At 26.9% G+C, this 24,019-nt stretch carries 22 protein-coding genes; 16 read left to right on the top strand and 6 right to left on the bottom strand.

Annotation, left to right across the window (positions count from 1 at the left end):
* Position 1: 1 nt before the first annotated feature.
* The 3 genes from IC174_RS08245 to IC174_RS08255 form a co-directional block, all read right to left on the bottom strand.
* A complete protein-coding gene (locus IC174_RS08245; protein WP_227482646.1) occupies positions 2-1,033 on the bottom strand; it encodes a sensor histidine kinase in 1,032 nt (343 codons plus the stop codon).
* Complete coding sequence (locus IC174_RS08250; protein WP_227482647.1) at positions 1,023-1,709, bottom strand: response regulator transcription factor; 687 nt, start codon at positions 1,707-1,709, stop codon at positions 1,023-1,025. Before IC174_RS08250 ends, IC174_RS08245 begins: the two co-directional genes overlap by 11 nt.
* 156 nt (positions 1,710-1,865) lie before the next feature.
* On the bottom strand, positions 1,866-2,930 hold the full coding sequence (locus IC174_RS08255; RefSeq protein WP_227482648.1) for a 4Fe-4S dicluster domain-containing protein: 1,065 nt from the start codon (positions 2,928-2,930) through the stop codon (positions 1,866-1,868).
* 298 nt (positions 2,931-3,228) lie between these two features.
* Here IC174_RS08255 and IC174_RS08260 point away from each other — a divergent pair, with 298 nt between their 5' ends.
* From IC174_RS08260 to IC174_RS08280, 5 genes are all read left to right on the top strand, one after another.
* Positions 3,229-3,873, top strand: a complete 645-nt coding sequence (locus IC174_RS08260) for a TetR/AcrR family transcriptional regulator (protein ID WP_227435150.1) — start codon at positions 3,229-3,231, stop codon at positions 3,871-3,873.
* Positions 3,874-4,018: 145 nt separating this feature from the next.
* Positions 4,019-4,690, top strand: coding sequence for a response regulator transcription factor (locus IC174_RS08265; RefSeq protein WP_227435151.1), 672 nt, complete (start codon positions 4,019-4,021; stop codon positions 4,688-4,690).
* A 2-nt stretch (positions 4,691-4,692) separates the two neighbouring features.
* Positions 4,693-5,601, top strand: a complete 909-nt coding sequence (locus tag IC174_RS08270) for a sensor histidine kinase (protein ID WP_227482649.1) — start codon at positions 4,693-4,695, stop codon at positions 5,599-5,601.
* 83 nt (positions 5,602-5,684) lie between these two features.
* A complete protein-coding gene (locus tag IC174_RS08275; protein ID WP_227482650.1) occupies positions 5,685-6,371 on the top strand; it encodes an ABC transporter ATP-binding protein in 687 nt (228 codons plus the stop codon).
* Positions 6,368-8,923, top strand: a complete 2,556-nt coding sequence (locus tag IC174_RS08280) for an ABC transporter permease (protein ID WP_227482651.1) — start codon at positions 6,368-6,370, stop codon at positions 8,921-8,923. Before IC174_RS08275 ends, IC174_RS08280 begins: the two co-directional genes overlap by 4 nt.
* A 139-nt stretch (positions 8,924-9,062) precedes the next feature.
* Here IC174_RS08280 and IC174_RS08285 read toward each other — a convergent pair whose 3' ends face one another.
* Positions 9,063-10,262 carry a coenzyme F420-0:L-glutamate ligase gene (locus IC174_RS08285; protein ID WP_227435155.1) on the bottom strand — a complete coding sequence of 400 codons (1,200 nt, stop codon included), beginning with the start codon at positions 10,260-10,262 and terminating at the stop codon, positions 9,063-9,065.
* 118 nt (positions 10,263-10,380) lie between these two features.
* Between IC174_RS08285 and IC174_RS08290 the strand changes: the two genes are divergently transcribed.
* Together IC174_RS08290 and IC174_RS08295 are read left to right on the top strand one after the other, a co-directional pair.
* A complete protein-coding gene (locus IC174_RS08290) occupies positions 10,381-11,268 on the top strand; it encodes a LysR family transcriptional regulator (protein ID WP_227435156.1) in 888 nt (295 codons plus the stop codon).
* 254 nt (positions 11,269-11,522) lie between these two features.
* Positions 11,523-12,077, top strand: a complete 555-nt coding sequence (locus tag IC174_RS08295; RefSeq protein WP_227435157.1) for a GNAT family N-acetyltransferase — start codon at positions 11,523-11,525, stop codon at positions 12,075-12,077.
* A 168-nt stretch (positions 12,078-12,245) separates the two neighbouring features.
* Here the strand turns inward: IC174_RS08295 and IC174_RS08300 are convergent, their stop codons facing one another.
* Positions 12,246-13,106: a YitT family protein gene (locus IC174_RS08300; protein ID WP_227435158.1), complete on the bottom strand. Its 861-nt coding sequence runs from the start codon at positions 13,104-13,106 to the stop codon at positions 12,246-12,248.
* A gap of 503 nt (positions 13,107-13,609) precedes the next feature.
* Between IC174_RS08300 and IC174_RS08305 the strand changes: the two genes are divergently transcribed.
* The 6 genes from IC174_RS08305 (at position 13,610) to IC174_RS08330 (ending at position 20,773) form a co-directional block, all read left to right on the top strand.
* A complete protein-coding gene (locus IC174_RS08305; RefSeq protein WP_227482652.1) occupies positions 13,610-15,016 on the top strand; it encodes a sensor histidine kinase in 1,407 nt (468 codons plus the stop codon).
* A gap of 242 nt (positions 15,017-15,258) precedes the next feature.
* Positions 15,259-17,739 (top strand): FtsX-like permease family protein, encoded by a 2,481-nt coding sequence (locus IC174_RS08310; protein WP_227482653.1) that lies wholly within the window; start codon positions 15,259-15,261, stop codon positions 17,737-17,739.
* 16 nt (positions 17,740-17,755) lie between these two features.
* On the top strand, positions 17,756-18,445 hold the full coding sequence (locus IC174_RS08315) for an ABC transporter ATP-binding protein (protein ID WP_227482654.1): 690 nt from the start codon (positions 17,756-17,758) through the stop codon (positions 18,443-18,445).
* Between the two features lie 343 nt (positions 18,446-18,788).
* Entirely contained in the window at positions 18,789-19,109 is a 321-nt protein-coding gene (locus IC174_RS08320; protein ID WP_227435162.1) for a Fe-S cluster assembly protein HesB, read from the top strand.
* A gap of 139 nt (positions 19,110-19,248) precedes the next feature.
* A complete protein-coding gene (trmB, locus tag IC174_RS08325) occupies positions 19,249-19,893 on the top strand; it encodes a tRNA (guanosine(46)-N7)-methyltransferase TrmB (RefSeq protein WP_227435163.1) in 645 nt (214 codons plus the stop codon).
* A gap of 148 nt (positions 19,894-20,041) precedes the next feature.
* Complete coding sequence (locus IC174_RS08330) at positions 20,042-20,773, top strand: hypothetical protein (RefSeq protein ID WP_227435165.1); 732 nt, start codon at positions 20,042-20,044, stop codon at positions 20,771-20,773.
* Between the two features lie 146 nt (positions 20,774-20,919).
* Here IC174_RS08330 and IC174_RS08335 read toward each other — a convergent pair whose 3' ends face one another.
* Positions 20,920-21,198: a hypothetical protein gene (locus IC174_RS08335; protein WP_227435168.1), complete on the bottom strand. Its 279-nt coding sequence runs from the start codon at positions 21,196-21,198 to the stop codon at positions 20,920-20,922.
* A gap of 270 nt (positions 21,199-21,468) precedes the next feature.
* Between IC174_RS08335 and IC174_RS08340 the strand changes: the two genes are divergently transcribed.
* The 3 genes from IC174_RS08340 to accC all read left to right on the top strand — a co-directional run bounded on the left by IC174_RS08340 (position 21,469) and on the right by accC (position 24,013).
* Complete coding sequence (locus tag IC174_RS08340) at positions 21,469-21,915, top strand: hypothetical protein (protein WP_227435171.1); 447 nt, start codon at positions 21,469-21,471, stop codon at positions 21,913-21,915.
* Between the two features lie 268 nt (positions 21,916-22,183).
* Positions 22,184-22,636 carry an acetyl-CoA carboxylase biotin carboxyl carrier protein gene (accB, locus tag IC174_RS08345; RefSeq protein ID WP_227435173.1) on the top strand — a complete coding sequence of 151 codons (453 nt, stop codon included), beginning with the start codon at positions 22,184-22,186 and terminating at the stop codon, positions 22,634-22,636.
* A gap of 15 nt (positions 22,637-22,651) precedes the next feature.
* Positions 22,652-24,013, top strand: a complete 1,362-nt coding sequence (gene accC / locus IC174_RS08350; RefSeq protein WP_227435176.1) for an acetyl-CoA carboxylase biotin carboxylase subunit — start codon at positions 22,652-22,654, stop codon at positions 24,011-24,013.
* The last annotated feature ends 6 nt before the right edge of the window (positions 24,014-24,019 follow it).

The following is a 24,019-nucleotide window of genomic DNA, read 5'->3' on the forward strand; positions in this document are numbered from 1 at the left end:
TTTATTTATTAGGTAAAAATATAGAAAAAGTAGAGCCTTCTCCAATTTTTGATGTAACTTTGATATATCCACCTTGAAGAGATACAATTTTTCTTGAAAGATATAGACCAATTCCAATACCATCTATATCATGTACATCTTCCTCACGATAGAATCTCTTAAAAATTTCTGCTTGGTGACTTTCTGATATGCCTTTTCCAGTATCAGTAATATCTATTTTAGCATACATAACCCAGCATTCTGTAGATATATGTATCTTACCTTTAGGACTTGTGTACTTCACTGCATTGTCTAATATATTGAAAATAGCTTCAGAAGTCCATTTTTTGTCATGACATATATATAAGTTTGAATCACAATCAACTGTAACTTGAATGTCCTTTTTTTCAGCATCAAATAAAATTCCACTAAGTGAAGTAGCAATTGTTTCATAAATCGAATTCTTCTTTTTAGATAGTGAAATTATACCTGTTTCTAGTCTTGAAGTTTTTATCATAGACTGCATTAAAAATTCTAATTTATCTAATTGACCTTGCATATCCATCAAAAACTCATTTTGAATTTCAGTTTTAAGATTCTGATTCAGTAGAGTATTATTAATTATCTTTAAATTTGCAATAGGAGTTTTGATTTGATGAGAGATATCAGAAACTAATTCTTGTAAATCAGCTTTTTCCATAGCAATATTGTGGCGATTTTCTTGAATGACTTCATACATTCTAATCAGTCTATGATTAATACGTGACAGAAGTGTTTCTTCCTCCAAAGTAATTTCCAGATTATCTTTACTATTCATCATCTTATCTAAGGTTAAACATATCTCAGAGCAAAATAGAGTTATTTTTTTATGAAGTAAGAGCATGATTAATAATATAAAACCAGAGAATATTATTGTGTATATCAATAATAGAACAACTATTTTAAAATCATTAGTTATTATATAAATTGCTATATTGAATAGAATAGCTGTAAGAGCCATACTAACAGCAATTATTAAATAAAGAGTATTAAAAGAAAAATTTTTAAAATTCATTTTTTTCACCTATCCACATGTATCCCATACCATACACTGTTTTAATGTATTGAGAGCTATCTTTTTCAATTTTACTTCTAATTCTACTTATAACAGATGTCAAAGTATGTTCATCTACAAAATTAGCATCTATATCCCAAAGTTTTTCTAAAAGTATTTTTCTTGTTAGAATGGTTTTGGGATTCTCAATAAATAGTTTTAAAGTACGATATTCTAATGGTGTAAATACAATTTGATTGTCATTTATATATGCACAGAACTCAGAAAAGTTAATCTTGAGATATCCATCATCATAGCAATCTTGTTTTGTTTTTGTTGTAATATGATTTAAAAGTGCTCTTACTTTTTGTTTAAACACATTGATATTAAATGGTTTTGTTATATAATCCAAAGCTCCAAGTTCATAACCTTTAATCATATCATATTCCATATCATTGGCAGTTAAAAAAATTATAGGGATATCATAATTTTCTTTAATTTTCTTGCACAAATCAAATCCACTTCTATCTGGTAGATTAACATCTAAAATAATTAAATCAAATTTGTGCTTAACAATAGATTCTAAAGCAGATATAGCTGTAAATTTTGAAATAACCATATATCCCTCTTCATTTAAGTTGTACGATAGTGTTTTATTTAATATAGTATCATCTTCAACTACTAATATTTTTTTCATATATTCACTCCTTTTATGTTTAATATTCTATATAAAGCTAATTATATAATCAAAATGTTGCTAAATTATCATATTATATTCATATAAATAAAATACTTAATAAATAATCTGTCCTAGAATTTATCATGGGACAGACTATTTATTAAATATATAAAATTATTTTAACCAAGATGGATTTCCAGGTACAAATATTCTTTTACCAAATTTTGAAGTATATTCATCCAAAGCTTTCTCAATAAGCTCATTATTGCCTTTAAAAGAAGTAGTGTTTTTTATAGTTTCAAGGTTTTGGCTAAATGGGCAAGCAGATATACACATACCACAGTCTGTGCCTAAATATCTCCATTTAATGTAACATGTTTCATGTTCAATCACCCAATTATATTTTCCATCATCACCAATTTTAATATCATTAGAAAGTGAGTGAGAAGGGCAATTAAAAGAACATTTTTTACATACTTTGCAAAAATCTTCAAGTCCAAAATCAACATATTCATCTTCTATAAGTGGAATATCTGTAGTAACAACCCCTAGTCTAAGTCTAGAACCATAATCTTTATTTGTAAGTATTGCGTTTCTTCCTATATCACCCAATCCAGCATCACGAGCTATAAAAACAGGCATTACTAGATAATTAGCATCCATATGATTTCTAGCATCATATCCTAGGTTTCTTATGTAATAACTTAAAATCATACCAACAATAGATGCATCTACATAACATTTTGAAGTTTCTATAACTTCACATATCATCGGGGCTCTGTTTATCATTTCTTTATCCATTTCACATCCAAATACAATTGCATATTTGTGAGATAGATTAACTTCCTCACCATAGTTTTCTTCATATCTACCTCTATTTGTATAAATATGATAATCTTTTAATCTAGTTATACCAACCACAGAAGCTCCATATTGCTTTGCAAACCCTTTTATCTTTTTAGTCATAGATTTTGCATCTACATCCACTTTATTGTCACAAACTTTTCCTTCACATAGTGATTTTATATCAGATAAAAAGTCAAATGCACTACTTGCCATTGGAGAATTTATCTCATTATAAGTCATAGTTCCTTCACTACATAAATTTGGTCTACTTCTTATACTATCATCAACTTCTTTTTTTTCAGGATTTTTCTCATAATAGTCATTATAAGCAAAACCATTTTTTTTATAATTTGCTCTTGCAAACATAGTATTTCTTTCATCAACCCTTTTCAATTCTATTCCCCCTAGTAAAAGTATAATTAAATCATATAACCTTATCCTTACATAATTTAATTATATAAGAATAAGGTTATATTTTCAATTTAAGCGTCATTAAATTAAATAATATGTATTTATATATGTTTTATAATATTTTTACATATAAATTATATTAATGATAAATAATAAGAAATTTAAGAATAAATACGATTTGTTGTCTTTAAATGGTGTGTATTGACATACTGTAAAAAATCTTATTATAATAAATGTATGAACAATTAATATAAATTGATAAAGAAAGAAGTGAATTTATATGTCAAGAAATAAACATTCTGACAAGATGAGAAGTCAGATATTAGACGTTGCGTGGAAAATATTCGAAGAAAATGACTATGATGATGTAACTATGCAACAAATTGTGGATACTCTTGATATATCTAAAGAATCTGTATACTACCATTTTAAAGATAAAGAACTCCTGTTCGAAGAGATTATATCAAGTAATTTAAAAGTAGAGATGGAAAATTTAAAGTTAATATTAAATAATCCTAACTTTACGATTAGAGAAAAAGTGTCTGAATTTATCTTACACATATCTAGTTCAGAAATAAGGAAAAAATTGATTGATTATATGTGCCTCCAAAAAAAACCTATCTTATTTATGAAGAGTATAAGAGCATCTACGCTTGAAATGACCCCTTTACTATCTTGCTTAATAAAACAAGGTGTTGAAGAAGGCATTTTTAAAACTGATTATCCAAACGAAATGTCTGAAGTATTTATAATATTAATAAATATTTGGTTAGACCCAGTATTGTTTAATGAGAGTACAGAAAAACATTTCAAACGTATTGAGTGTCTTGCTAATTTATTAAGTGCAAGTGGTGTACATATTATAACTGATAATGATTTAAAATCAATTAAAGCCTTTTATAGAGAATGTTCTAAAGGTGAATAGTCTATAAATAAAAAACTGTAACTAGATTTGAGAAAAAACAAATTTAATTACAGTTTTTTTAGTAAAATAGGTGTATCAATATATTTTTAACAAAAGATAAGAAGAAATACTATTTTAAAAGTTTAAAAATAAAAGGAGTAGAAAATTGAATTTATTAATTATTGAAGATGATACAAACTTAAATGAAGGTCTTTTTTATGCTTTTGAAAGTGAAGGATTTAATGTTTTAAAAGCTTATACAAAACAAGAGGGCTTACATATATTTAATAATAAAAATATAGATTTTATAATTTTAGATTGTAACCTGCCAGACGGAAATGGATTTGATATATGTAAGCAAATACGAGAAATGTCAGATATTCCAATTATAATGCTTACTGCAAGAGATTCAGAGATTGATGAGGTAACAGGATTAGAAATAGGTTTAGATGATTATATCACAAAGCCGTTTTCTTTGTCTGTATTAAAAGCGAGGGTTAAAGTAGCAATAAGAAAAAAATCAAATAATAAAGTGCTGTATTCTAATGGTATAAGATTAGACCAAAAGTTATTAAAGGTGTATAAAAATGAAGTAGATTTGGAACTTAGTGCTGTAGAATATAAGCTTATTAATTATTTAATTGAGAATAAAGGACAAATATTATTGAAGGAACAAATTTTACATCATATATGGGATAGTGAAGAAAATTATGTTGATGAGAATATTATATCTGTAAATATAAGAAGACTTAGAATGAAGGTAGAGGATAATCCATCTAATCCAAAGTATATAAAAACAGCTTATGGAATGGGCTATCTATGGAATGAGGTGGAATAAATATGTTACTATTATTTTTTGCAATATGTATGATAATTATAGCTATAATAACTATTAAAAAAAGTCAAAATACATGTGACGAATTAAGTCTAATGCTAAATCAATTATTGGAAGGTAAAGAAATTTCTTATCCAGATACAAAAGATACAAGAATATCAAAAATTTCTTACCAAGTAAAAAAAGTTAAAGATATGATAGAGATAGAAGTAGAGCAGTCAAAATCAGAAAAGGAAGCAATTAAAAGTTTAATTTCAAATATGTCACATCAATTAAAAACACCACTTTCAAATATTACCATTTACTGTGAACTTTTAGAAAATAGTAATCTTCCTACATCAAAAAAAGTAGAATTTTTACAAAAAATGAAAAATCAAACTTTTAAAATTGACTGGTTATTAGAGTCTCTATTTAAGATGACTAAATTAGAAGATGGGGTTATCAAATTTGAAGCAGAAGAACTACTAATTAAAGACACTATTGTTCAAAGTATTAGTACTGTTTTTAATAAAGCAGAATCTAAAAACATAAAAATAAATTTAGAAATATTTTCAGATATAAAGTTATTTCATAATAAAAAATGGACTATAGAGGCAATTGTAAATGTCTTAGAAAATGCAATAAAATATTCACCATCAAATAGTATGATTACTATTTCTGTAGAAAAAATGGAACTATACACTAAAATTATAATCAAAGATGAAGGAATAGGCATTGATGGTAAAGAGTTGAACAATATTTTTAAACGATTTTATAGAGGTAAAAATGTTGAAAATCAAAATGGTACAGGAATTGGTCTCTATCTTACAAGATTAATTTTAGAAAAAGAAAAAGGGAATATTATAGTAGAATCCAAATTAGGAAGCGGAAGTTGTTTTAGTATCTTCTTACAAAATTGTAAGAGTTTAAATTAACTTTGTAGGATGGGTGTAATTATCGTCACTTACAATATCTTATAAGAACTTATATTTTAAGTTATGTTGAAAGGAGAAATAAAATGAGTATATTAGTGACGAATCATTTAGTAAAACATTATGGAGAATATGAAAACAAGGTCAATGCACTAAATGGGGTAAGCATAGAAATTGAAAAGGCTACATTTACTGCTATAGTTGGAACTTCTGGGTCTGGTAAAAGTACATTATTAAACATTATAGGTGGGTTGGATAGCTCATCATCAGGAGATGTAATAATTAAGGGTAAAAACATATCTAAATTAAGAAAAAAGGATTTGACTGTATTTAGAAGAAGGAATATAGGTTTTATATTTCAAAATTACAGTTTAATACCAGTATTAAATGTCTATGATAATATTGCTCTTCCTGTTACATTGGATAAAGGAAATTATGTAGACCATAGCTATATTGAAATGTTAATGAATACATTAGGTATTTGGGACAAACGTCTAAAATTTCCAAGTGAACTTTCTGGTGGACAACAACAGAGAGTAGCAATTGCTAGAGCCTTAGCAAATAAACCTGCACTTATACTAGCTGATGAACCAACAGGAAATCTCGATAGTAAGACTACAATGGAAGTAGTATGTTTACTAAAAGAAAGTAGTGCAAAATTTCACCAAACAATACTTATGGTAACACATAATGAAAATATAGCACAAATATGCGATTCTATTATACATATTGAAGATGGAATTGTAGTAAATAATGGTGGTGAAATACTATGATATCTTTAATGAAGTTTGCAATTCAATATATTAAACATTATAAAAAACAATCTATATCTATAATCTTAAGCATCGTACTATCAGTAGCCTTATTGACAGGAATTGGTTCTTTAGTAAATAGTGCAAATAAAAGTAAAATTGAGAAAATAAGAGCGGATAATGGAGATTATCATTTTTATTTTAAGGTAGATAATAAACAACTACAAAAAATTAAGAAAGACAAAAAATCAAATGAATACACTGTAAATAGGCTTGGTATCACAAATACTAAAGGTTCTATAGATGAACCTTTCATTATGAATTTTTTAAATGTGGATTCATCTTATTTAGATATGACAGGTAGAAAATTATTGAAAGGAAAGCTTCCTAGCAAAGGAGGAGAAATAGCACTTGATACCTATTCATTAAATAATTTAAATATAAAAGAAAAAATTGGAACAGAGATAAAATTAGACGGAAAAACTTATAAGTTATGTGGGATTTTATCTGATATTTTAAATCCAGAAACTGCTTTAGAGGGCTTTGTAGATAGTTCTACATTTTCTGAAGAAAATGGTAATTATATGGTTTATGTAAAATTTGATGAAAATAAAAATATAAAAAAACAGAGTGCTAGATTTATGAGAGAATTTAGTATATCGAAAAAAAGTTCCTATGTAAATTGGAATTTATCAAGTGAATTTGGTGTAAAACCTCCAATAACTTTTGAAAGATATAGTGTATTTCAATTTTTAAATTCTTTAAAATTAAATACAAATGCAATTGTTTTGATTATTGGAATATTTAGTGCAGCAGCAATATATAGTATTTTCCATGTTTCGATACTTCAAAGAATATCACAATATGGCGTTTTAGAAGTGTTAGGTGCTAATAATAAGCAACTTTTACTACTCTTGTTTTTAGAATTATTTTTACTTTTTATCATAGGTTTTCCTATAGGATGTATTTTAGGCATAGGAGTAGCTTCAACAATACATCAACAATTTCCTCATATATTCTTAGGTAGTGATATTATTCCAGGGTCATTTTTTATAAGTGAAAAATCTATTTACTTAGGATTTTTGTTTTTAGCATTATTGTTAATTTTAATCACTGTACGAGTTGTATATAAGCTAAGCAAATATTCTAGTATTGAGTCAATGAAAAATTTTGAAGTTATTAGTAAACAGAATAGAGAGATAAAAAGTATAAAGTTTTCTAACATGACAGCAGTATTATCTCATAAATATATGACTCAAAAAAAAGGAATGTTTATAGGGATTTTGTGTTCATTAGCACTTGGGGGAATTATTTTTCTATGTTCTAGCTATTCTATACAACTTACTAGAAATAATAACGAGCTTACAATGAAGGCTGATGATGGTTTAAATTCTGATTATCAAATAGCTATGCAAACAACTGATTTTGATATAGGAATACCAAAAGATAAAATTTCAAGACTAAACGAAGTAGAAGGTGTATCAAGTATTCACCCAGTAAGGTATTTTTTTGGCGGTATACACATTAGAGATGAACAATTACTTTGGAAAAATTTCTTTAAACCTCTTGAAAAAGATTACAGAATAAAGAATTTTTTCAATGGAATTTGCACTAAACAAAGTGATGGGGGACACCTTTTAAAGACAAATATCTATGGATATAATGCTAACATGTTAAAAGGATTAAATCCTTATATTATTGATGGAAAAATTGATAATTCTGACATGGTTAAAAATAATAAAGTGATTGTTAGACTTCCTATGGATGGTACTGGTATATATGGTGCAGTTGACATAAAGCCAGGAGATACTATCAAAGTTAAAGTGCCAAAAACAATGAAACCTACTGATGAGACTATTAAGTTTAAAGAAGAAGATAAAAATGATTATACAGTAAAAGAATTTGTAGTTGCTGCTACTGTAAAACGTGTAATGGCAAATAATATATACTTTATTGGCGATTATGGCATGGATATAGTTATGACAAATGAACAAATGGAAAGTAATTTTAATATCATAAATTACAATATGGCCAGTATAAAAAAGACGAAAGAAAGCAATAGCATGGAAGTAGCTAAAGAAATAAAAAATGTTATACATAATATAAAACGATGTATTGTGACAGATTATACTATTGCTATTGAAAAAAATAATATTTATTTAAACCAGAAATTATTGTTTATATATGGTATCGTATTTGTACTTCTAAGCATAAGTTTGTTTCATATTATCAATACAGTGAGTTATTTAGTTTTTTCAAGAAGACATGAATTTGGAATTTTAAGAGCTATGGGAATCACAGATAATAAGTTTTTGATTATGATGATGAGGGAAGGTTTTTTATATGGACTATATGCAAGTATTATAATGGTAATTGGAAGTATTATTGGGCAATCTATGATTTATTTTATAGTAAAACGCGTATATTTATATATAAATCCAGTTTTCAATATAAATATGTCTCTATATGTGGGTATGATTATTTTAAATATTACTATTAGTATTATTGCAGTTATCATTCCAGTAAAACAAATATTAAAGAGTGATATTATTTCAGAAATAAATAGAGATTAAAATTCTTAATAAAGATTAATAAATTAAACTATGTAAATATTAAATAACCTCTTAATTGATATACAGTAAAGTTATATCAATTAAGAGGTCTATATTAGTTTTTAATCTAAATAAATTACATAAAATGCTTTAATATATATTATTTTGTATAGTTATCAAAATAACCTTGTATGTAAATAATAGGAGTACCTTTATCTCCACTTCCAGAAGTTAAATCTGCTAAAGAACCTATAAGGTCTGTAAGTCTTCTTGGAGTAGTACCTTGAGAAACCATATTTCCTGTTAAATCATCAGATTTATTATCTTTTTCAACTATGTATTTTGAAATTGCTTCTTTTAACTCATCTCCAGATAAGTCAGCAAAATCATTATCAGCTAAATATTTTAATTTCACCTCATTTGGAGTACCTTCTAAGCCTTTTGTATAAGCAGGAGAAACTACTGGGTCAGCTAGCTCCCATATTTTCCCTACAGGGTCTTTGAACGCTCCATCTCCATAAACCATTACCTCTACATTTTTACCTGTAATTTCTTTTATATTGCTTTGAATTTTATTTACAACTTCATCACAATTTATAGGGAATAATTTTACAGTTTCTTCTGTAGCTTTGTTTGAACCTAAAAGTCCATATTGGTCATTATACCCACTACCATCTACACTTGATGTCATTATATCATCAAGAGAATATACCTTTTTAGCACCATTTTGATTTAAAATTCTCTTTGTTCTTTGTCTTGTATGTATATCACAAGTTAAAACACTTGTTGTGTAATTAAGTATAGTTTTTGGGTTGTTAGCAAAAACTATTTCTACTTCTGCACCACACTCTTTAATTAAATTTTTATAATAATCAACATAATCAACACCAGTAAATGTATGTTTATTATATCCAAATAGTTCTCTATATTTTTCTTCTGTTAACACATCTGACCAAGGGTTTATTCCTTTGTCATCAAGTTCATCAATACTTATCAAGTGATTTCCAACCTCATCAGAAGGGTAGCTTAACATTAATACAACTTTTCTACATCCTTTTGCAATACCCTTTAGACATATTGCAAAACGATTTCTACTTAAAATTGGAAATATAACACCAACAGTATCATCTCCAAATTTATCCTTTACATCTTTCGCTATATTGTCAACATGAGCATAGTTTCCTTGTGCTCTAGCAACAACAGCTTCTGTAACAGCAATTACATCTTTGTCTCTAACTTCAAAGTTTTCACTCTTTGATGCATTTAAGACAGAATCAACAACTATTTTAACTAAGTCATCTCCTTGTCTTATAATAGGTGCTCTAACACCTCTTGAAACAGTTCCAACTAATCTATCCATTATTTAAAATCCTCCTAAAGAATTAATATTGTCATATTAGTACCATGTATATTATAATTCAAATATAATCATAAGTAAAATAAATAATACTAATATTTGATATAAGGAGTAGTTATGTATGAACGTAAAACTTGAATTATATAAAGTTTTCAATGCAGTTGTAAGTCATAAGAGCTTTTCTGTTGCTGCCAAAGAATTATTTATGTCACAGCCAGCTGTAAGCCAATCAATTAAACAATTAGAAGAACAATTAGATACTATATTATTTTATAGAAATAATAAAGGTGTAAAGTTAACTCCAGAAGGGAAAATTTTAAGTGAACATGTTGCTACTGCATTAAACTTAATCGCATCAGGAGAAGATAGAATAAATAAATTTAAAAAATTGGAATATGGTTCATTAAAAATTGGAGTAGGAGATACAGCAGCACGTTTTTTTCTATTAAAGTATTTGGAAATTTTTCATAAGAAATACCCACATATACATGTATCTACAATAAATAGAACTAGTAGAGAACTTATATCCTTACTTAAAGATGGTAATATTGATATAGCAATCATAAATATGCCAATAGAAGATGAAACATTAAATATCGTTGAATGTATTGAGATACATGACATATTTGTATGTGCAAATGATTACATAGAATACAAAGGAAAGCAAATATCTTTAGAAGAATTAAATTTGTTACCTTTGATAATGTTAGAAAATAAAGCAAATTCAAGGCTTTATGTAAATGAATATTTTTTATCAAAAGGTATAAAGCTAAATCCAGATATAGAATTAGGCTCTCATGAATTACTTTTAGAATTTGCATATATAAATCTTGGAGTATCTTGTGTTATAGAAGAATTTAGCATAGATTACTTAAATAGTGGAAAATTATTCAAATTAGACATAAAAGAGCCAATACCTAAAAGAAGTATAGGTTATTGCCATTTGAAAAATATCTCTCTATCACTAGCAACAAAAGAGTTTTTAAGTATGATATCTAATAATATGTAAGTTTATATTTGGCATTTCTAAAATAAGTTTAATAAAAATAAATTAAAAAGTACCTACATATACATGTATCTTACAATAAATAGAACTAGTAGAGAACTTATATTATTACTAATAATGTTGTAGATTTGAGAGATTTATAATAAGCTAATTTTTATTAAATTAGAAATAAGGTTAATTTGAGCACATTTATATAATTAATATCGTATTTTAAATATGAACAGTATATTAGATTAATGTATAAAGGAGGATTAGAAATGTCTGATTCTGAATATCCTCAAATGAAAACCTTAGAAACTAGAAACTGCATACTAAGACCTGCATCATTAAATGATACTGAGGATTTTTTTGATTGTTATAAAAATAAAGTAGTAGTAAAACATTTACCATTTAATGAGCATAAGTCTTTAGAAGACACAAGAAAATTTATAAAATCATTTTTTTTAAATCCATATAAAAAAGGAAAAATAGGTCACTTTGCAATAGTGTACAAAAGAGATAATAAAGTTATTGGGAATATGGGGTTTAATAATATAAATCCAAAGGCATTGGAAGCTGAAATTGGCGTATGTATTAATCCCAATTACTGGGGTCATGACTTTGCTACTGAGATAACTAAAAGAGTAATACAATATGGATTTAGAGAACTAAATCTAAATAAAATCATTGCGATAACCTATGAGGAAAATGCGAATTCTACAAAATCATTAGATTTATTGGGTTTTAAATGTGTAGGAAAATATATCAAAAAAATTCATACTGGAAGCACAATAAAAAATGTCCCATGTTATCAGTATGAATTGAAAAAATAATGAGTATTTAGTGTTCTAATAAATGTTAGATAAAAACAATGCCAAAATCATATTATATCTACTAAAAAGGTTTAGTATATTAATTAATATACTCACACTTTAATATGATATGATTTTGGCATCTATAAGTTATTAAAAACTATATAAACAAAGTTATAAAACAACTTATTAATTTTCTAAGTTTTTAAATCCTTCTCCAAGAACCTCATGTACATCTGTAACAATAACAAATGCAGTAGGGTCAGTCTTTTTAACTAATCTCTTAAGATAAAGTTCTTGCTTTTTAGAAACTACAACAAGTAGTACTTCCTTGTTTTCTCTAGTGTAACCACCTTTACCATCAAGAATAGTAAGACCTCTATCAAGTTCTTTTGTTATGGCTTGTCTTAAACCTTCAGGTTCTTCAGAAATAATAAAAAATGCTTTTGAATGATCAAATCCTTCCATTATCATATCTGCTATTTTTATTAAGACACAAAGTGCTATCCCAGAGTAAAGGCCTGTTTCTATACTACGATTTACTATACCAGAAGATATAACGACCATTCCATCTAAACAAGACATAAATTTTGTAGCTTTTATCCCTGGAAACTTTTTACTAAGTATAAGTGCAATTAAATCTGTTCCTCCAGTAGAAGCATCTGATTTAAACATTATTCCTAAACCTATCCCAACTAAAATTCCTCCTGCAATAGCTGATAGTAGTAAGTCATCAGTTAATCTCAATTTCGATAGTGGGTCTGTCAATTGGACTATAGCAGAGAATACTATTGTCCCAAATAACGTTTTTAATGAATTTTTTGTACCCATAATTCTGAAAGCAAGTATTACTAATGGAACACCTATGATTAACATGATAGCTGATACTGGAAGCCCTGTAACTTTATTTAACACTAAAGATAGACCACTAAGCCCTCCAGGAGCAATTGTATGTGGTTTTAAAAACATATTTATACCAATACTCATTGATATACAACCAAAAAATAACCCAAGCATTTCAAGTAAAATTGGCGACTTTTGTTTTTTCATATAAACACCTCCATGAACTTGTCACAATTTAATATTATAACATATTTGACCAGTTTATATTATATAAAATTTCTTGACATAAGCAATTTCAAGTGTTTTATTATTCTTAATATTTGTGAAATATTTCCAAAGTACATGATTTTCTGTCATTCTTCTAACACGATTATTTTTTAGTGGAAATTTTTTATATGTTATAATTTTTAATTCTTTTATTAAAGTATCCCCTATAAAAGTGGTTCTATGATATGCTTTTCTATTTTCATTAATATACACATATTATTTTGTATCCAGATTTAGATAGTTTAATATTTAATAAGTAATTTTAAACTGTTTTATATATCATCACTGTTTTGTATATTGTTACAGTGCTTTATTAAATAACAGATAACTTGATAATATAAAACTATACACATATAATTTAAGATAGTATCATATTTAATAAGATTTACCTTAAAAATAGTTAAAGAACACAAATATATAAGTTTTGGAAAAGAGTTGATTAAATGCGTAAGTCTGGATACAGGACAATACTTTACTCGTACATTATTTTTTTCTTAGTGCTTTTCTGCCTGGCTTTAACTGCAATAGGAATTTTCTTATCACTTATTAATGTTCAGCATCCAAATGGAAAAAGCATACGTAGTGACTGGCCTCAAAATTTTATGGAAAGTTTTATTGAGCAAATTATATTTATAGATAATAAACCACAAATAAAACAATCTGGTTTGGAAAAGCTTCGAGAAAATCAATTATGGATACAAATCTTAGATAGTTATGGAAATAGAGTTTATGGATTTTCAGAACCAAAAAATCATAAAAATCATTATTCTAATTCTGAGTTATTGGAATTAGCCAAGAAAGATACTCCAAATGCTGATACGGTATACTTGAGTACTATTAAAAATAATGAGGATGAATTTATTTATATTATACACTTTCCACTTAATATTTCTAAAGTAACAATGTTTTTTGATGGGACTAAATTTATAGGTGGAAAACCTATTGTGCTTTCAATAATAGGTATTATATTTTTAATAGTTTTAATTTCTGGAATTGCCTATGGATATTGGGTAACAAAATTTATTTCACGAATCACGTCTTCTGTTAGTGATATTGCAAAGAGAACATATCTTCCAACCAAAGCGAAAGGAGCTTTTGCTGATGTCTATGATAGTTTGAATACTCTTAATGAAGAAATTCATATCAGTGATGAAATGAAAAAGAAAACAGATATTATACGAGAAGAATGGATTTCAAATATAACTCACGATTTAAAAACTCCCCTTTCGCCAATAAAAGGATATGCAGAGATACTTGTAGACACTGATAATATTCTTTCATATGAACAAGTACATAAATACGCTTCTATCATGCTTAAGAATATAGAATATACAAATACACTTATTAGCGATTTAAAGTTAACATATCAATTAGAAAATGGTATCATTCCGTTGAATAAGCAAAATAGCAACTTGATAAGGTTTTTGAAAGAGTTAGCTATTGATATTTTGAACTATCCAGAATATGGAACTAATACAATTGAATTTGACAGTAACATTGACAATATTAAATTTACTTTTGATTCTACACTTCTAAAGCGTGCATTTAGTAATCTGATTATTAATGCTTTTATGCATGGAAATCAAGATACCAAAGTTTCTTTGAATGTAATGATAGATGATAAAATTAATATAACTGTTTTAGATAATGGGAAAGGAATGACAGAGGAGGAAGTATCAAATTTATTTAATCGTTATTATCGTGGCACTAATACAGAACAAAAAACAGAAGGAACTGGTTTGGGATTGGCAATAACAAAGCAAATTATTGAGCTTCATAGAGGAACTATATCGGTCGAGAGTATTTTATCTTTAGGAACTACATTTCATATTTCCTTTCCTATCAATTAAGGTTAAATAAGGTTAAATAAAAGATATATTAAGGTTGATAAATTATCATATTTATATGGTAGTTATCAACCTTTTCTTATTTAGGAGAAGACTTAATTTTAGGAGGAAATTTAATGAAAATAAAAAAATTCTATGATTATCATTACATAAGTAAAATCTTTTTTATCTGACTCTATTTATGGAGTATTAATTAGCATTAAGAAACTTTAGAGTTACATTAAATCAAGAAAGTAGGTGTAAATTTGAAAATTATATTAAAATATATCCTAACAAATATTAAAGAACGAAAAATAAGAACAGCAGTTATGTTGCTATCCGTAATTTTATCAACAGTTTTACTTTTCGTTTCCTTTTCAATTGGATTGTCTTATGAAAGTGCACAGAGAAAAATGGCAAGAGGTATGGCTGGGACTGCAACAATAGCTGTTCAAGGTACAGGTTCAAATAAATTAATTAGTTTAGAAGATATACCAGATTTACATTCCATAAAATCAAAAGTCGGAATATTAGAAAGCTCTGCTGTTTATCATGAAGATGGATATTATGAATCATTCGATATTATAGCAGCAGATTTACCACAACTAAACAAAATTAATAAACCACGATTGGTAAATGGAAATAATATCACTGATTTTTCTGGTGATAAAATTATTCTTCCAGACCGTTTCACATCAAAATATAAAATTAAAAAAGGTGATTTAATCACTTTACAAATTTATAGTAAGCCTTACACTTTTGAAGTGGCTAATATTGCTGTATATGACACAGTCTTTTTGAGACATACAAGAGGGGTAAATGCATTAATACCTAAAGACACACTATCCAAAATTTTAAATAAAGAAAGTGGATATACAAAAATTTTGATAGAGCCGAAAAACGACATAACAACAGAAAATTTGATAAATGAATTATCAGAAAAAATTTCAACTAAAGAATATAAAGTATCAAATACTGTAAATGAAACTCAGATAATTGCAGATGCTAGACAGAAAACAATGCCATTTTTCCTAATAAGTTTTTTTGCATTAACTATGAGTATTTTTATTATATATAGTAGTTACAAGGTAATTACATTAGAGCGTCTTCCAATCATTGGAACATTTCGAAGTATTGGTGCTAATAAAAAAACAGTAACTAATATTTTACTATTTGAAAGTATATTATATGGAAGTGTTGGAGGGTTACTTGGAATTCCGATTGGTATAGTTGTTTTAAATTTTATGCTTCATGGTCTTGGTAATTCTCTTGAACAAGGTATATCAATTCCAACAGTAATATCTCCAATAGTAATTATTTCTTCTTTTTTAGTAGCGATAATTGTTTCTCTACTTAGTTCATATATACCTATAAAAAAGACTAGTAAGTTATCAATAAAAGATGTTGTTTTGGGAACGGTGGAAGAAAAGAATATTTCAAATCGTACTATATTTTGTATAGGTTTTATAGTACTTTTTTTATCTATTCTACTTCCAAGGATAACAACTGAAAATACTTTGTATTTAGCTGGAGGATTTTCGTTATTAGGACTGATTATATCTACTATTATTCTAATTCCTATTTTTACTGATACTATGTCTACAGTATTTGAATTTATTTATGAAAAGATTTTAGGAAATGAAGGTAAATTAGCTGCCAGAAATATGAAGAATAATAAAAATATCACACAAAACATTACATTACTATTTATAAGTATTTCTGCTGTAATTGCAATAAGTGTTGTAGGAAGTTTTGTCAAGACATATATAGGCGATGTATTTCGTGATGCCAAGTTACAGGGATTCGCAGATGGAAATATGAATCAAGAATTTATTGAAAATGTTAAACACATGGATGGAATTAAAAAAGTTTTACCTATCTATGTTATGAACAATGAAATATCTTGTGACAGTATAAAATTTTCAAGAGTAGAAGCAACTGATAATATAAAATCATATAGTTCTATGTTTGCAATAAATTATACTAATTCTCATATGAAGGAAGTAGCAATTAAATCTTTTGAAAAAGAACGCTCTATTATTTTAAATGAAGATACACTTAAAAAAACAAGTTTCTCTGTAGGGGATAAAATAATTGTATCTGATGGTGATAAAGAGGTTTTTTACACAATAGTTGGAAGTTTTAAATCTCGCGCAAATGATGTAGAAGCTGTTATACCATCTCGTTATGCAGTTAGTGATTTCGATAAAACTACATATGGATTTTTAGCTTACACAGCAGTCAATCCAGATGTGATTATGATTCAAATAAGAGATTTATTTGGAGATACATCTAATTGGAGTCGTACTGTTGAGGAATTCAACAATGACTCTTTAAATACGATAAATAGCTTTTTATCTCCTATGAATAATATGACCTATTTTATTTTACTGCTTGCTACAGTAGGTATAATTAATAATCTATTGATAAACTATATTCAAAAGCGACGTTCTATAGCTATGTATAAATCTGTAGGACAAAGTGATAAACAGAATATTAAAATGACTTTAATCGAAGGATTTACATCAGGTTTATTTGGTGCTGTTATTGGAGTATTAATATCTATATTAGAAATTCAGACGATTTTCATAGTTGCAGGACCAAAGATTTCAATGACACCAGATTTAGATTTTAAAACATTCATTTTTGTTGGAATGTTAGGTATTACAGTAACATTAATAGGTTCAGTAGTACCAATTATAAAAGGAAAGAAAATGAAATTAGTAGAAGAAATTAAATTTGAATAAAAATGGAGGATAACACATGAAAGCAAGCTATAAAAGTATAGCAATAGAAGCAAAAAATATTATTAAAGAATTTAAAGTTGATAATACAACTACTAAAGTTTTAAAAGATATATCTTTACAGGTGATGAAAGGTGAGTTCGTTTCTATTATGGGACAATCTGGTTCTGGCAAGAGTACTCTTTTATATATTTTAGGTGGGCTAGATACTCCAACAAGTGGAAAAGTATATATGAATGGAACAGATATATCACATTTCAATGACGATAAGATGAGTATAATACGTCGTAGAAATATAGGGTTTGTATTCCAATTTTATAATTTAATACCTAATTTAAATGTTGAAGAAAATATTATGCTACCTCTATTACTAGATGGGAAAAAAATGAATGATTACAAAAATCAATTAAACGATATTTTGGAAATTGTTGGATTATCAGATAAACGTAAACATATTCCACGTAAGTTGTCAGGTGGTCAACAACAACGTGTTGCAATAGCACGTGCATTAATAGGAAAACCAGAGATTTTATTTGCTGATGAACCTACTGGAAACTTAGACAGTAAGACAGGAGCAGAAATAATGCAATTACTCCGTAAAATAAATCAAGAAAGTGGTCAAACAATAATTATGGTGACTCATTCACCTGAAGCTGCTGGAAGTAGTAATCGTATTATTACAGTTCTAGATGGTGTAATAGCAGAATAATTAATAGATATATTTTGGTAATTTTTACATAATAATTTTAAATATTCTTAAAGATTTCAAGTCTTTTTAGATTGTATAATTTTTATATATATGAATTAGAATATGTTAAATGTGTTATAATATTAAGACAATGAATAAAAAATTATACTCTATGTAAATTATTTTATTTATTGTTTATTAAACATATTATTAGGGTATTTATTTAAGACAATAAAATATTTAAAAGTCTAAGTAATAATTGGTAGAAGTTTTGGCAAAATATACAAAAACTAATTGATTATATACGTTATATGGGTATATAATAGATATTGTTTTAATAAAATACTTGAAAGGGAATGATTTGATGAAAATTACTTTACCAGAAACAGCTATTGATACTTTAAAAAGTATCTTAAAAGACAATCAAGATAAACCTAACAATGTAAGAGTATACTTTGCAGGTGTTGGTTGTGGAGGTCCTTCTTTTGGATTAGCTTTAGATGAGAAAAAAGAAGATGACTTAACTTATGAAGTCGGAGAATTACAATTTGTGATGAGCTCTGATGAATATAGTCAATATGGAGATATAATTATAGAAGATACAGGATTTGGATTTAGAGTAATTCCAGAAAATATGAAAGATCAAGGTGGAGGAGGATGCTCTGGTTGTTCAGGGTGCCACTAGAATTGATTTTTTAGTATATTGAGAACTCTCTTTGATAGAAATAATTTTCTATTCTAAGAGAGTTCTTTTTATTTTTAAGTAAGATAATGTATAATAAAAAATGTATTTTACTAATTTTTATGTGTAAGGAGAATTTATTGTGAGAAGAAGACGAAAAAAAGGTGCAGATGAAAAACTTTTAAGTTATACAGAATATGTCTTAAGAGAAGATATAGACAAGTTAAAGGGCAAATGGAGTATAAAATTTGGAAATGATAATCCAATACATGTTGAATTTGGAACTGGAAAAGGTCAATTTATTACAACCTTGGCCAAGCAAAATCCTGATATAAACTATATTGCTATGGAATTAAAGGAAGAAGTACTTTTAAAGGCTGTTGAAAAAGCTGATGTTTCTAATTTAAATAATATATTATTTTTATGGGCTGATGTAAGTGATATTCTAAATTATTTTGAATCTAAAGAATTATCTAGGATTTATATAAATTTTTGTGACCCATGGCCAAAAAATAGATGGAGTAAAAGAAGACTTACTCATTCTGGATTTTTAGAGATGTATAATAATATTTTAGAAGATAATGGAGAAATTCATTTCAAAACAGATAATGAAAAATTATTCGAGTTTAGTTTAAATGAAATTGCTGCAAATAATTGGCTCTTAAAGAACATTTCTCTTGATTTAAGCAGTAGTGAGTATAAAAATAATGTTACAACAGAGTATGAGGATAAATTTATGTCACAAGGAATGCGAATATTTAGATGTGAAGCTAAAAAACGTAACTAGTAATATGTTTATAAGTTTAATAGTAGAAATTTATTCTAATTTATATTAATAAAGTGTACGAAAGTAGGCATATATAACAAGGAAACAGAGCCCTCTCATAGAAATTAATTTACTATGTAAAAAATTTTGTTTTATGTGGGAGGGTGCTATGAATTTAGCTAATTTAATACCATTTCTTATTTCTGCGACGGCTTTAAATCCAATAAATTCAAACGATAAGATTTTAAGTGAAAACCAACTTAAAGATATTTTTCCTGATGCTAACCTGAGAGCAGTTGTAAAACGATATGTAAATCCAGATGAAATGACTATAAGTAATATAAAGGCTTTGGATGGTGAATTTTATGCAACTGGAGAAAATATTTCAAATTTAAAAGGTATATCATATCTTGAAAACATAGACAATTTTATTTTTTGGAACAATAACATAAAGGAACTTCCTAGAGAAATACTAGGTCTAAAAGATATGGACTCAATTAATCTTGCAAATAATTATTTAATTAATGATAATACAGTTAATTCTCTTTCAAATAATGGTGTAGATGTAAATTGTGATTTGAATTTTATTGATACAAAAGATAATCAATATAAATTAGATTCTAAATACCATAATATTGACATATCAAAAGGCGAGAGTATTGATTTGAGAAAAATAGTTACAAAGAAAATTGATAGTTATTACAAATACTGGGAAGTAACTAATAGCCTTCCGAAAGATTTAAACTTTGTGGTATCTGTAAGTGATAAGAGTATACTTTCATGTAAAGATATGATTATTAAGGGTAATAATAAAGGGCAAGCAGTAGTGAAAGTTATACTAAATGACAAAGATGATTTAAATACATCTCAAGAAGTTTTAATCACTGTAAATGTAAAATAACATAAAATAAAGTGTATATTTATACAACTTATTTAATTATTATATTTTTAATTTTAATATTAAATCAAAACAAAGGTTGCTAGTAACAAGGCACTAATATTAATGTTTTGTTACTAGCAACCTTTAGATATCTATAAATAGATTATCTAAAAAATCCCATTTCTTTTGTTAGTAGACCATATTCCTATTAAAATTATCAATGAATATACTATATACAAAACTATTCTTATATACTGAACATCTAGTCCAAAAAACTCAATATTACTTTGTGAGGTATGCAACATCACAAGTACTGCAGATATACCAATAAGCAAAGGATTAATTACTATTTGCTTATCAGTTCTTAAAATCATTATTTTTCCCATCCAAATTATCGATAATATAAAAAATAAAACTTTAAGACCAAACTCTAATGTATCTACCAAAGCGAAAACATCCCTTCATTTATAATAAATTTTTCAGCTTAATCAAATATAAAACCCTAATATAACCTTTTAAACTTGTACTAAATCCATATAAGATAATTTAATTAAGTTCTATAAAACTTTATCTACATTAATATATACTACACTATACTTTGCATTTCTTAAATATAAATTATTAAAATTAATAAAATTTTGTTCATGAGTGTATAAAGATATATTTCATTATTTAAATGCATATCATTATATATACAGTTTTAGGAGGCGAGGTATATGGAATCTAAATTTTTTAATTGGTACACTCAATCCTTAGGAGGAACTTTTGGTATTATATCATGTATATGTGCTTATTTAAATGGATATATGTTTGTTTATACAAATAGTGCTAGCAGTTACTTTGAAAGTATAGGATTTTTAGGAATAATTTCAAGCTATGTATTACTTCCACTTTGTATGCTAACTTTGGTTTTTGGAATTATACGTTCTTATACTCCAGATACATCTGATAAAAGTATTTTTGATATACCATTTTTTACTTTAAATAAACGATTGATACTTGTTACAGTAGTTTTTGGATTTATTGGTGCTAGATTTTATTTTATAATTCCTGCAATTTTAATGACTTTTAACTTATATAGTAGTATTTTAATCACTAAATTAAAAGATATACTATATAAAAACAAAGAAAATGATACTAATATGAAAGAAAGCGAAGTCTAAATTGCATAATTTTGGTATTTGTCTTAAAAATTCCCGAGGTATTAATTTGTATTTTATTGTATTTTGCAAAATATATTGAATTTTATTCATTTTATACTTATAATTTATATTAATAATGGAAAATTAAAACAAAAGAATTTACTGGTTGTTAATTTAAAATTAAAATATATCTGAATGTGTTGATTCTATAGTCAGCACTTTTTCTTTTATAAATTTGCTTTTTGTGATATAATATTAGCACCAGGTAATAATACAAGGGGGTAACAACATGAACATCAATGAAATTAAGGAATTATTAAAGGTCATAGACTCAACTAACTTAGAATATGTAAAGCTTGAAAGTAGTGATTTTAAATTAGAAGCATCTAAAAAAACTGAAGTTACAAGCTCACCTGTTTTAAGTGTACAACAAGAATCGGTAGTAGATCTTTCTTTAGAAAAGCCATTTGTAAATGAGGAACCTGTAGTATCTAATGAGAATTTATCAATAGTAGTAGCTCCTTTGATGGGGACATTCTATGATTCTCCAAGTCCAGATGCAGAAGGTTTTGTCAAGGTTGGCGATGTAGTTGAAGAAGGTGACACTTTATGTATATTAGAAGCAATGAAGCTAATGAATGAAATAACAAGTGAAATTAAAGGTGAAATAATTGAAGTATTAGTTGATAATGAAGAACTAGTAGAATATAATCAACCTTTATTTAAGATAAAACCATTGTAGTAGGAGGTATTTAAGTTGATAAAAAAAATACTAGTTGCAAATAGAGGTGATATAGCAGTTAGAATCATCAGAACGTGTAAAGAACTAGGCATAAAAACTGTCGCTATCTATTCTGAAATAGATAAAGATTGTTTTCATAGATATATAGCTGATGAATCTATTTGCATAGGGCCAAACAATATAAGCAAGAGTTATAATAACATAGAAAATATTATATACCTTGCTCTTAAATTAAAATGTGATGCTATTCATCCAGGTTTTGGCTTTTTATCAGAAAACCCTGAATTTGCAAAACAATGTGAAGAGAATAATATTATTTTTATAGGTCCAACAAGAGAACAAATGATTTTGATGGGAGATAAATCTAGAGCGAGAGAAACTATGATGGAATTAAATATCCCTGTTGTTCCTGGTTCAGAGTCTGTTTTAAAAACTAAGGAAGAAGCTTTAGAAGTTGCAAGAGAAATTGGCTATCCTGTTATGATAAAAGCCTCAAGTGGAGGCGGTGGAAAAGGTATGAGAATCGTTAGAAAGGAAGAAGAACTTTTTTCAAATTTTGATATGGCAAGTTCAGAAGCTTTAGCAGCATTTTCTAATAGCGATTTATATATGGAAAAATTCATAGAAAATCCTAGACATATAGAAGTACAAGTATTTGGTGATAAACATTCAAATGCAATACATTTAGGTGATAGAGATTGTTCTATGCAAAGAAGAAATCAAAAAGTAATAGAAGAGTCTTTAAGTCCATACCTTTCAGATGAAGAAAGAATAAATCTTCATAAAATTGCAGTGGATATAGTAAAAGGTGTAGGTTATATTGGTGCTGGTACTATTGAATTTATAGTTGATAAAGATAAAAACTTTTATTTTATAGAGATGAATACAAGAATACAAGTTGAACATCCAGTCACAGAGATGGTAACAAATCTTGACCTTATAAAACTTCAAATATCTATAGCTAATGGAGAAGAAATACCTTTTAAACAAGAAGATGTTGTTTTTAGAGGTCATGCTATTGAGTGTAGAATAAATGCTGAAGATTCATCAAATAATTTTGCTCCATCACCAGGTAAAATAGAGTCATTAAATTTACCTGGAGGTTTTGGCGTTAGATTTGATACTTTTGTATATACAGGATATACTATACCACCTTTATATGATTCTATGATAGGTAAATTAATATGTTGGGCTGAGACTAGAGAAGAATGTATAAATAGAATTTATAGAGCTCTAGATGAAATTATTGTAGAAGGTATTAATACAAATGTAGAATTCCAAAAGGCACTTGTAACAAGTGAAGAGTTTAGAAAAGATACTCATCATACCAAATTTATAGAAGATGTCTTTATGAAGAAAGAATTTGCTACATTATAAGGAGTA

The sequence above is a fragment of the Clostridioides sp. ES-S-0001-03 genome, assembly GCF_020676075.1.
In the GTDB taxonomy this organism is placed as follows: domain Bacteria; phylum Bacillota; class Clostridia; order Peptostreptococcales; family Peptostreptococcaceae; genus Clostridioides.

Bases quoted from the DNA above. Each gene is read 5' to 3' on its own strand.
- IC174_RS08245 (WP_227482646.1), bottom strand. From the start codon at position 1,033: ATGAATTTTAAAAATTTTTCTTTTAATACTCTTTATTTAATAATTGCT.
- IC174_RS08250 (WP_227482647.1), bottom strand. From the start codon at position 1,709: ATGAAAAAAATATTAGTAGTTGAAGATGATACTATATTAAATAAAACA.
- IC174_RS08260 (WP_227435150.1), top strand. From the start codon at position 3,229: ATGTCAAGAAATAAACATTCTGACAAGATGAGAAGTCAGATATTAGAC.
- IC174_RS08270 (WP_227482649.1), top strand. From the start codon at position 4,693: ATGTTACTATTATTTTTTGCAATATGTATGATAATTATAGCTATAATA.
- IC174_RS08275 (WP_227482650.1), top strand. From the start codon at position 5,685: ATGAGTATATTAGTGACGAATCATTTAGTAAAACATTATGGAGAATAT.
- IC174_RS08280 (WP_227482651.1), top strand. From the start codon at position 6,368: ATGATATCTTTAATGAAGTTTGCAATTCAATATATTAAACATTATAAA.
- IC174_RS08285 (WP_227435155.1), bottom strand. From the start codon at position 10,262: ATGGATAGATTAGTTGGAACTGTTTCAAGAGGTGTTAGAGCACCTATT.
- IC174_RS08290 (WP_227435156.1), top strand. From the start codon at position 10,381: ATGAACGTAAAACTTGAATTATATAAAGTTTTCAATGCAGTTGTAAGT.
- IC174_RS08295 (WP_227435157.1), top strand. From the start codon at position 11,523: ATGTCTGATTCTGAATATCCTCAAATGAAAACCTTAGAAACTAGAAAC.
- IC174_RS08300 (WP_227435158.1), bottom strand. From the start codon at position 13,106: ATGAAAAAACAAAAGTCGCCAATTTTACTTGAAATGCTTGGGTTATTT.
- IC174_RS08305 (WP_227482652.1), top strand. From the start codon at position 13,610: ATGCGTAAGTCTGGATACAGGACAATACTTTACTCGTACATTATTTTT.
- IC174_RS08315 (WP_227482654.1), top strand. From the start codon at position 17,756: ATGAAAGCAAGCTATAAAAGTATAGCAATAGAAGCAAAAAATATTATT.
- IC174_RS08320 (WP_227435162.1), top strand. From the start codon at position 18,789: ATGAAAATTACTTTACCAGAAACAGCTATTGATACTTTAAAAAGTATC.
- IC174_RS08330 (WP_227435165.1), top strand. From the start codon at position 20,042: ATGAATTTAGCTAATTTAATACCATTTCTTATTTCTGCGACGGCTTTA.
- IC174_RS08340 (WP_227435171.1), top strand. From the start codon at position 21,469: ATGGAATCTAAATTTTTTAATTGGTACACTCAATCCTTAGGAGGAACT.
- accB (WP_227435173.1), top strand. From the start codon at position 22,184: ATGAACATCAATGAAATTAAGGAATTATTAAAGGTCATAGACTCAACT.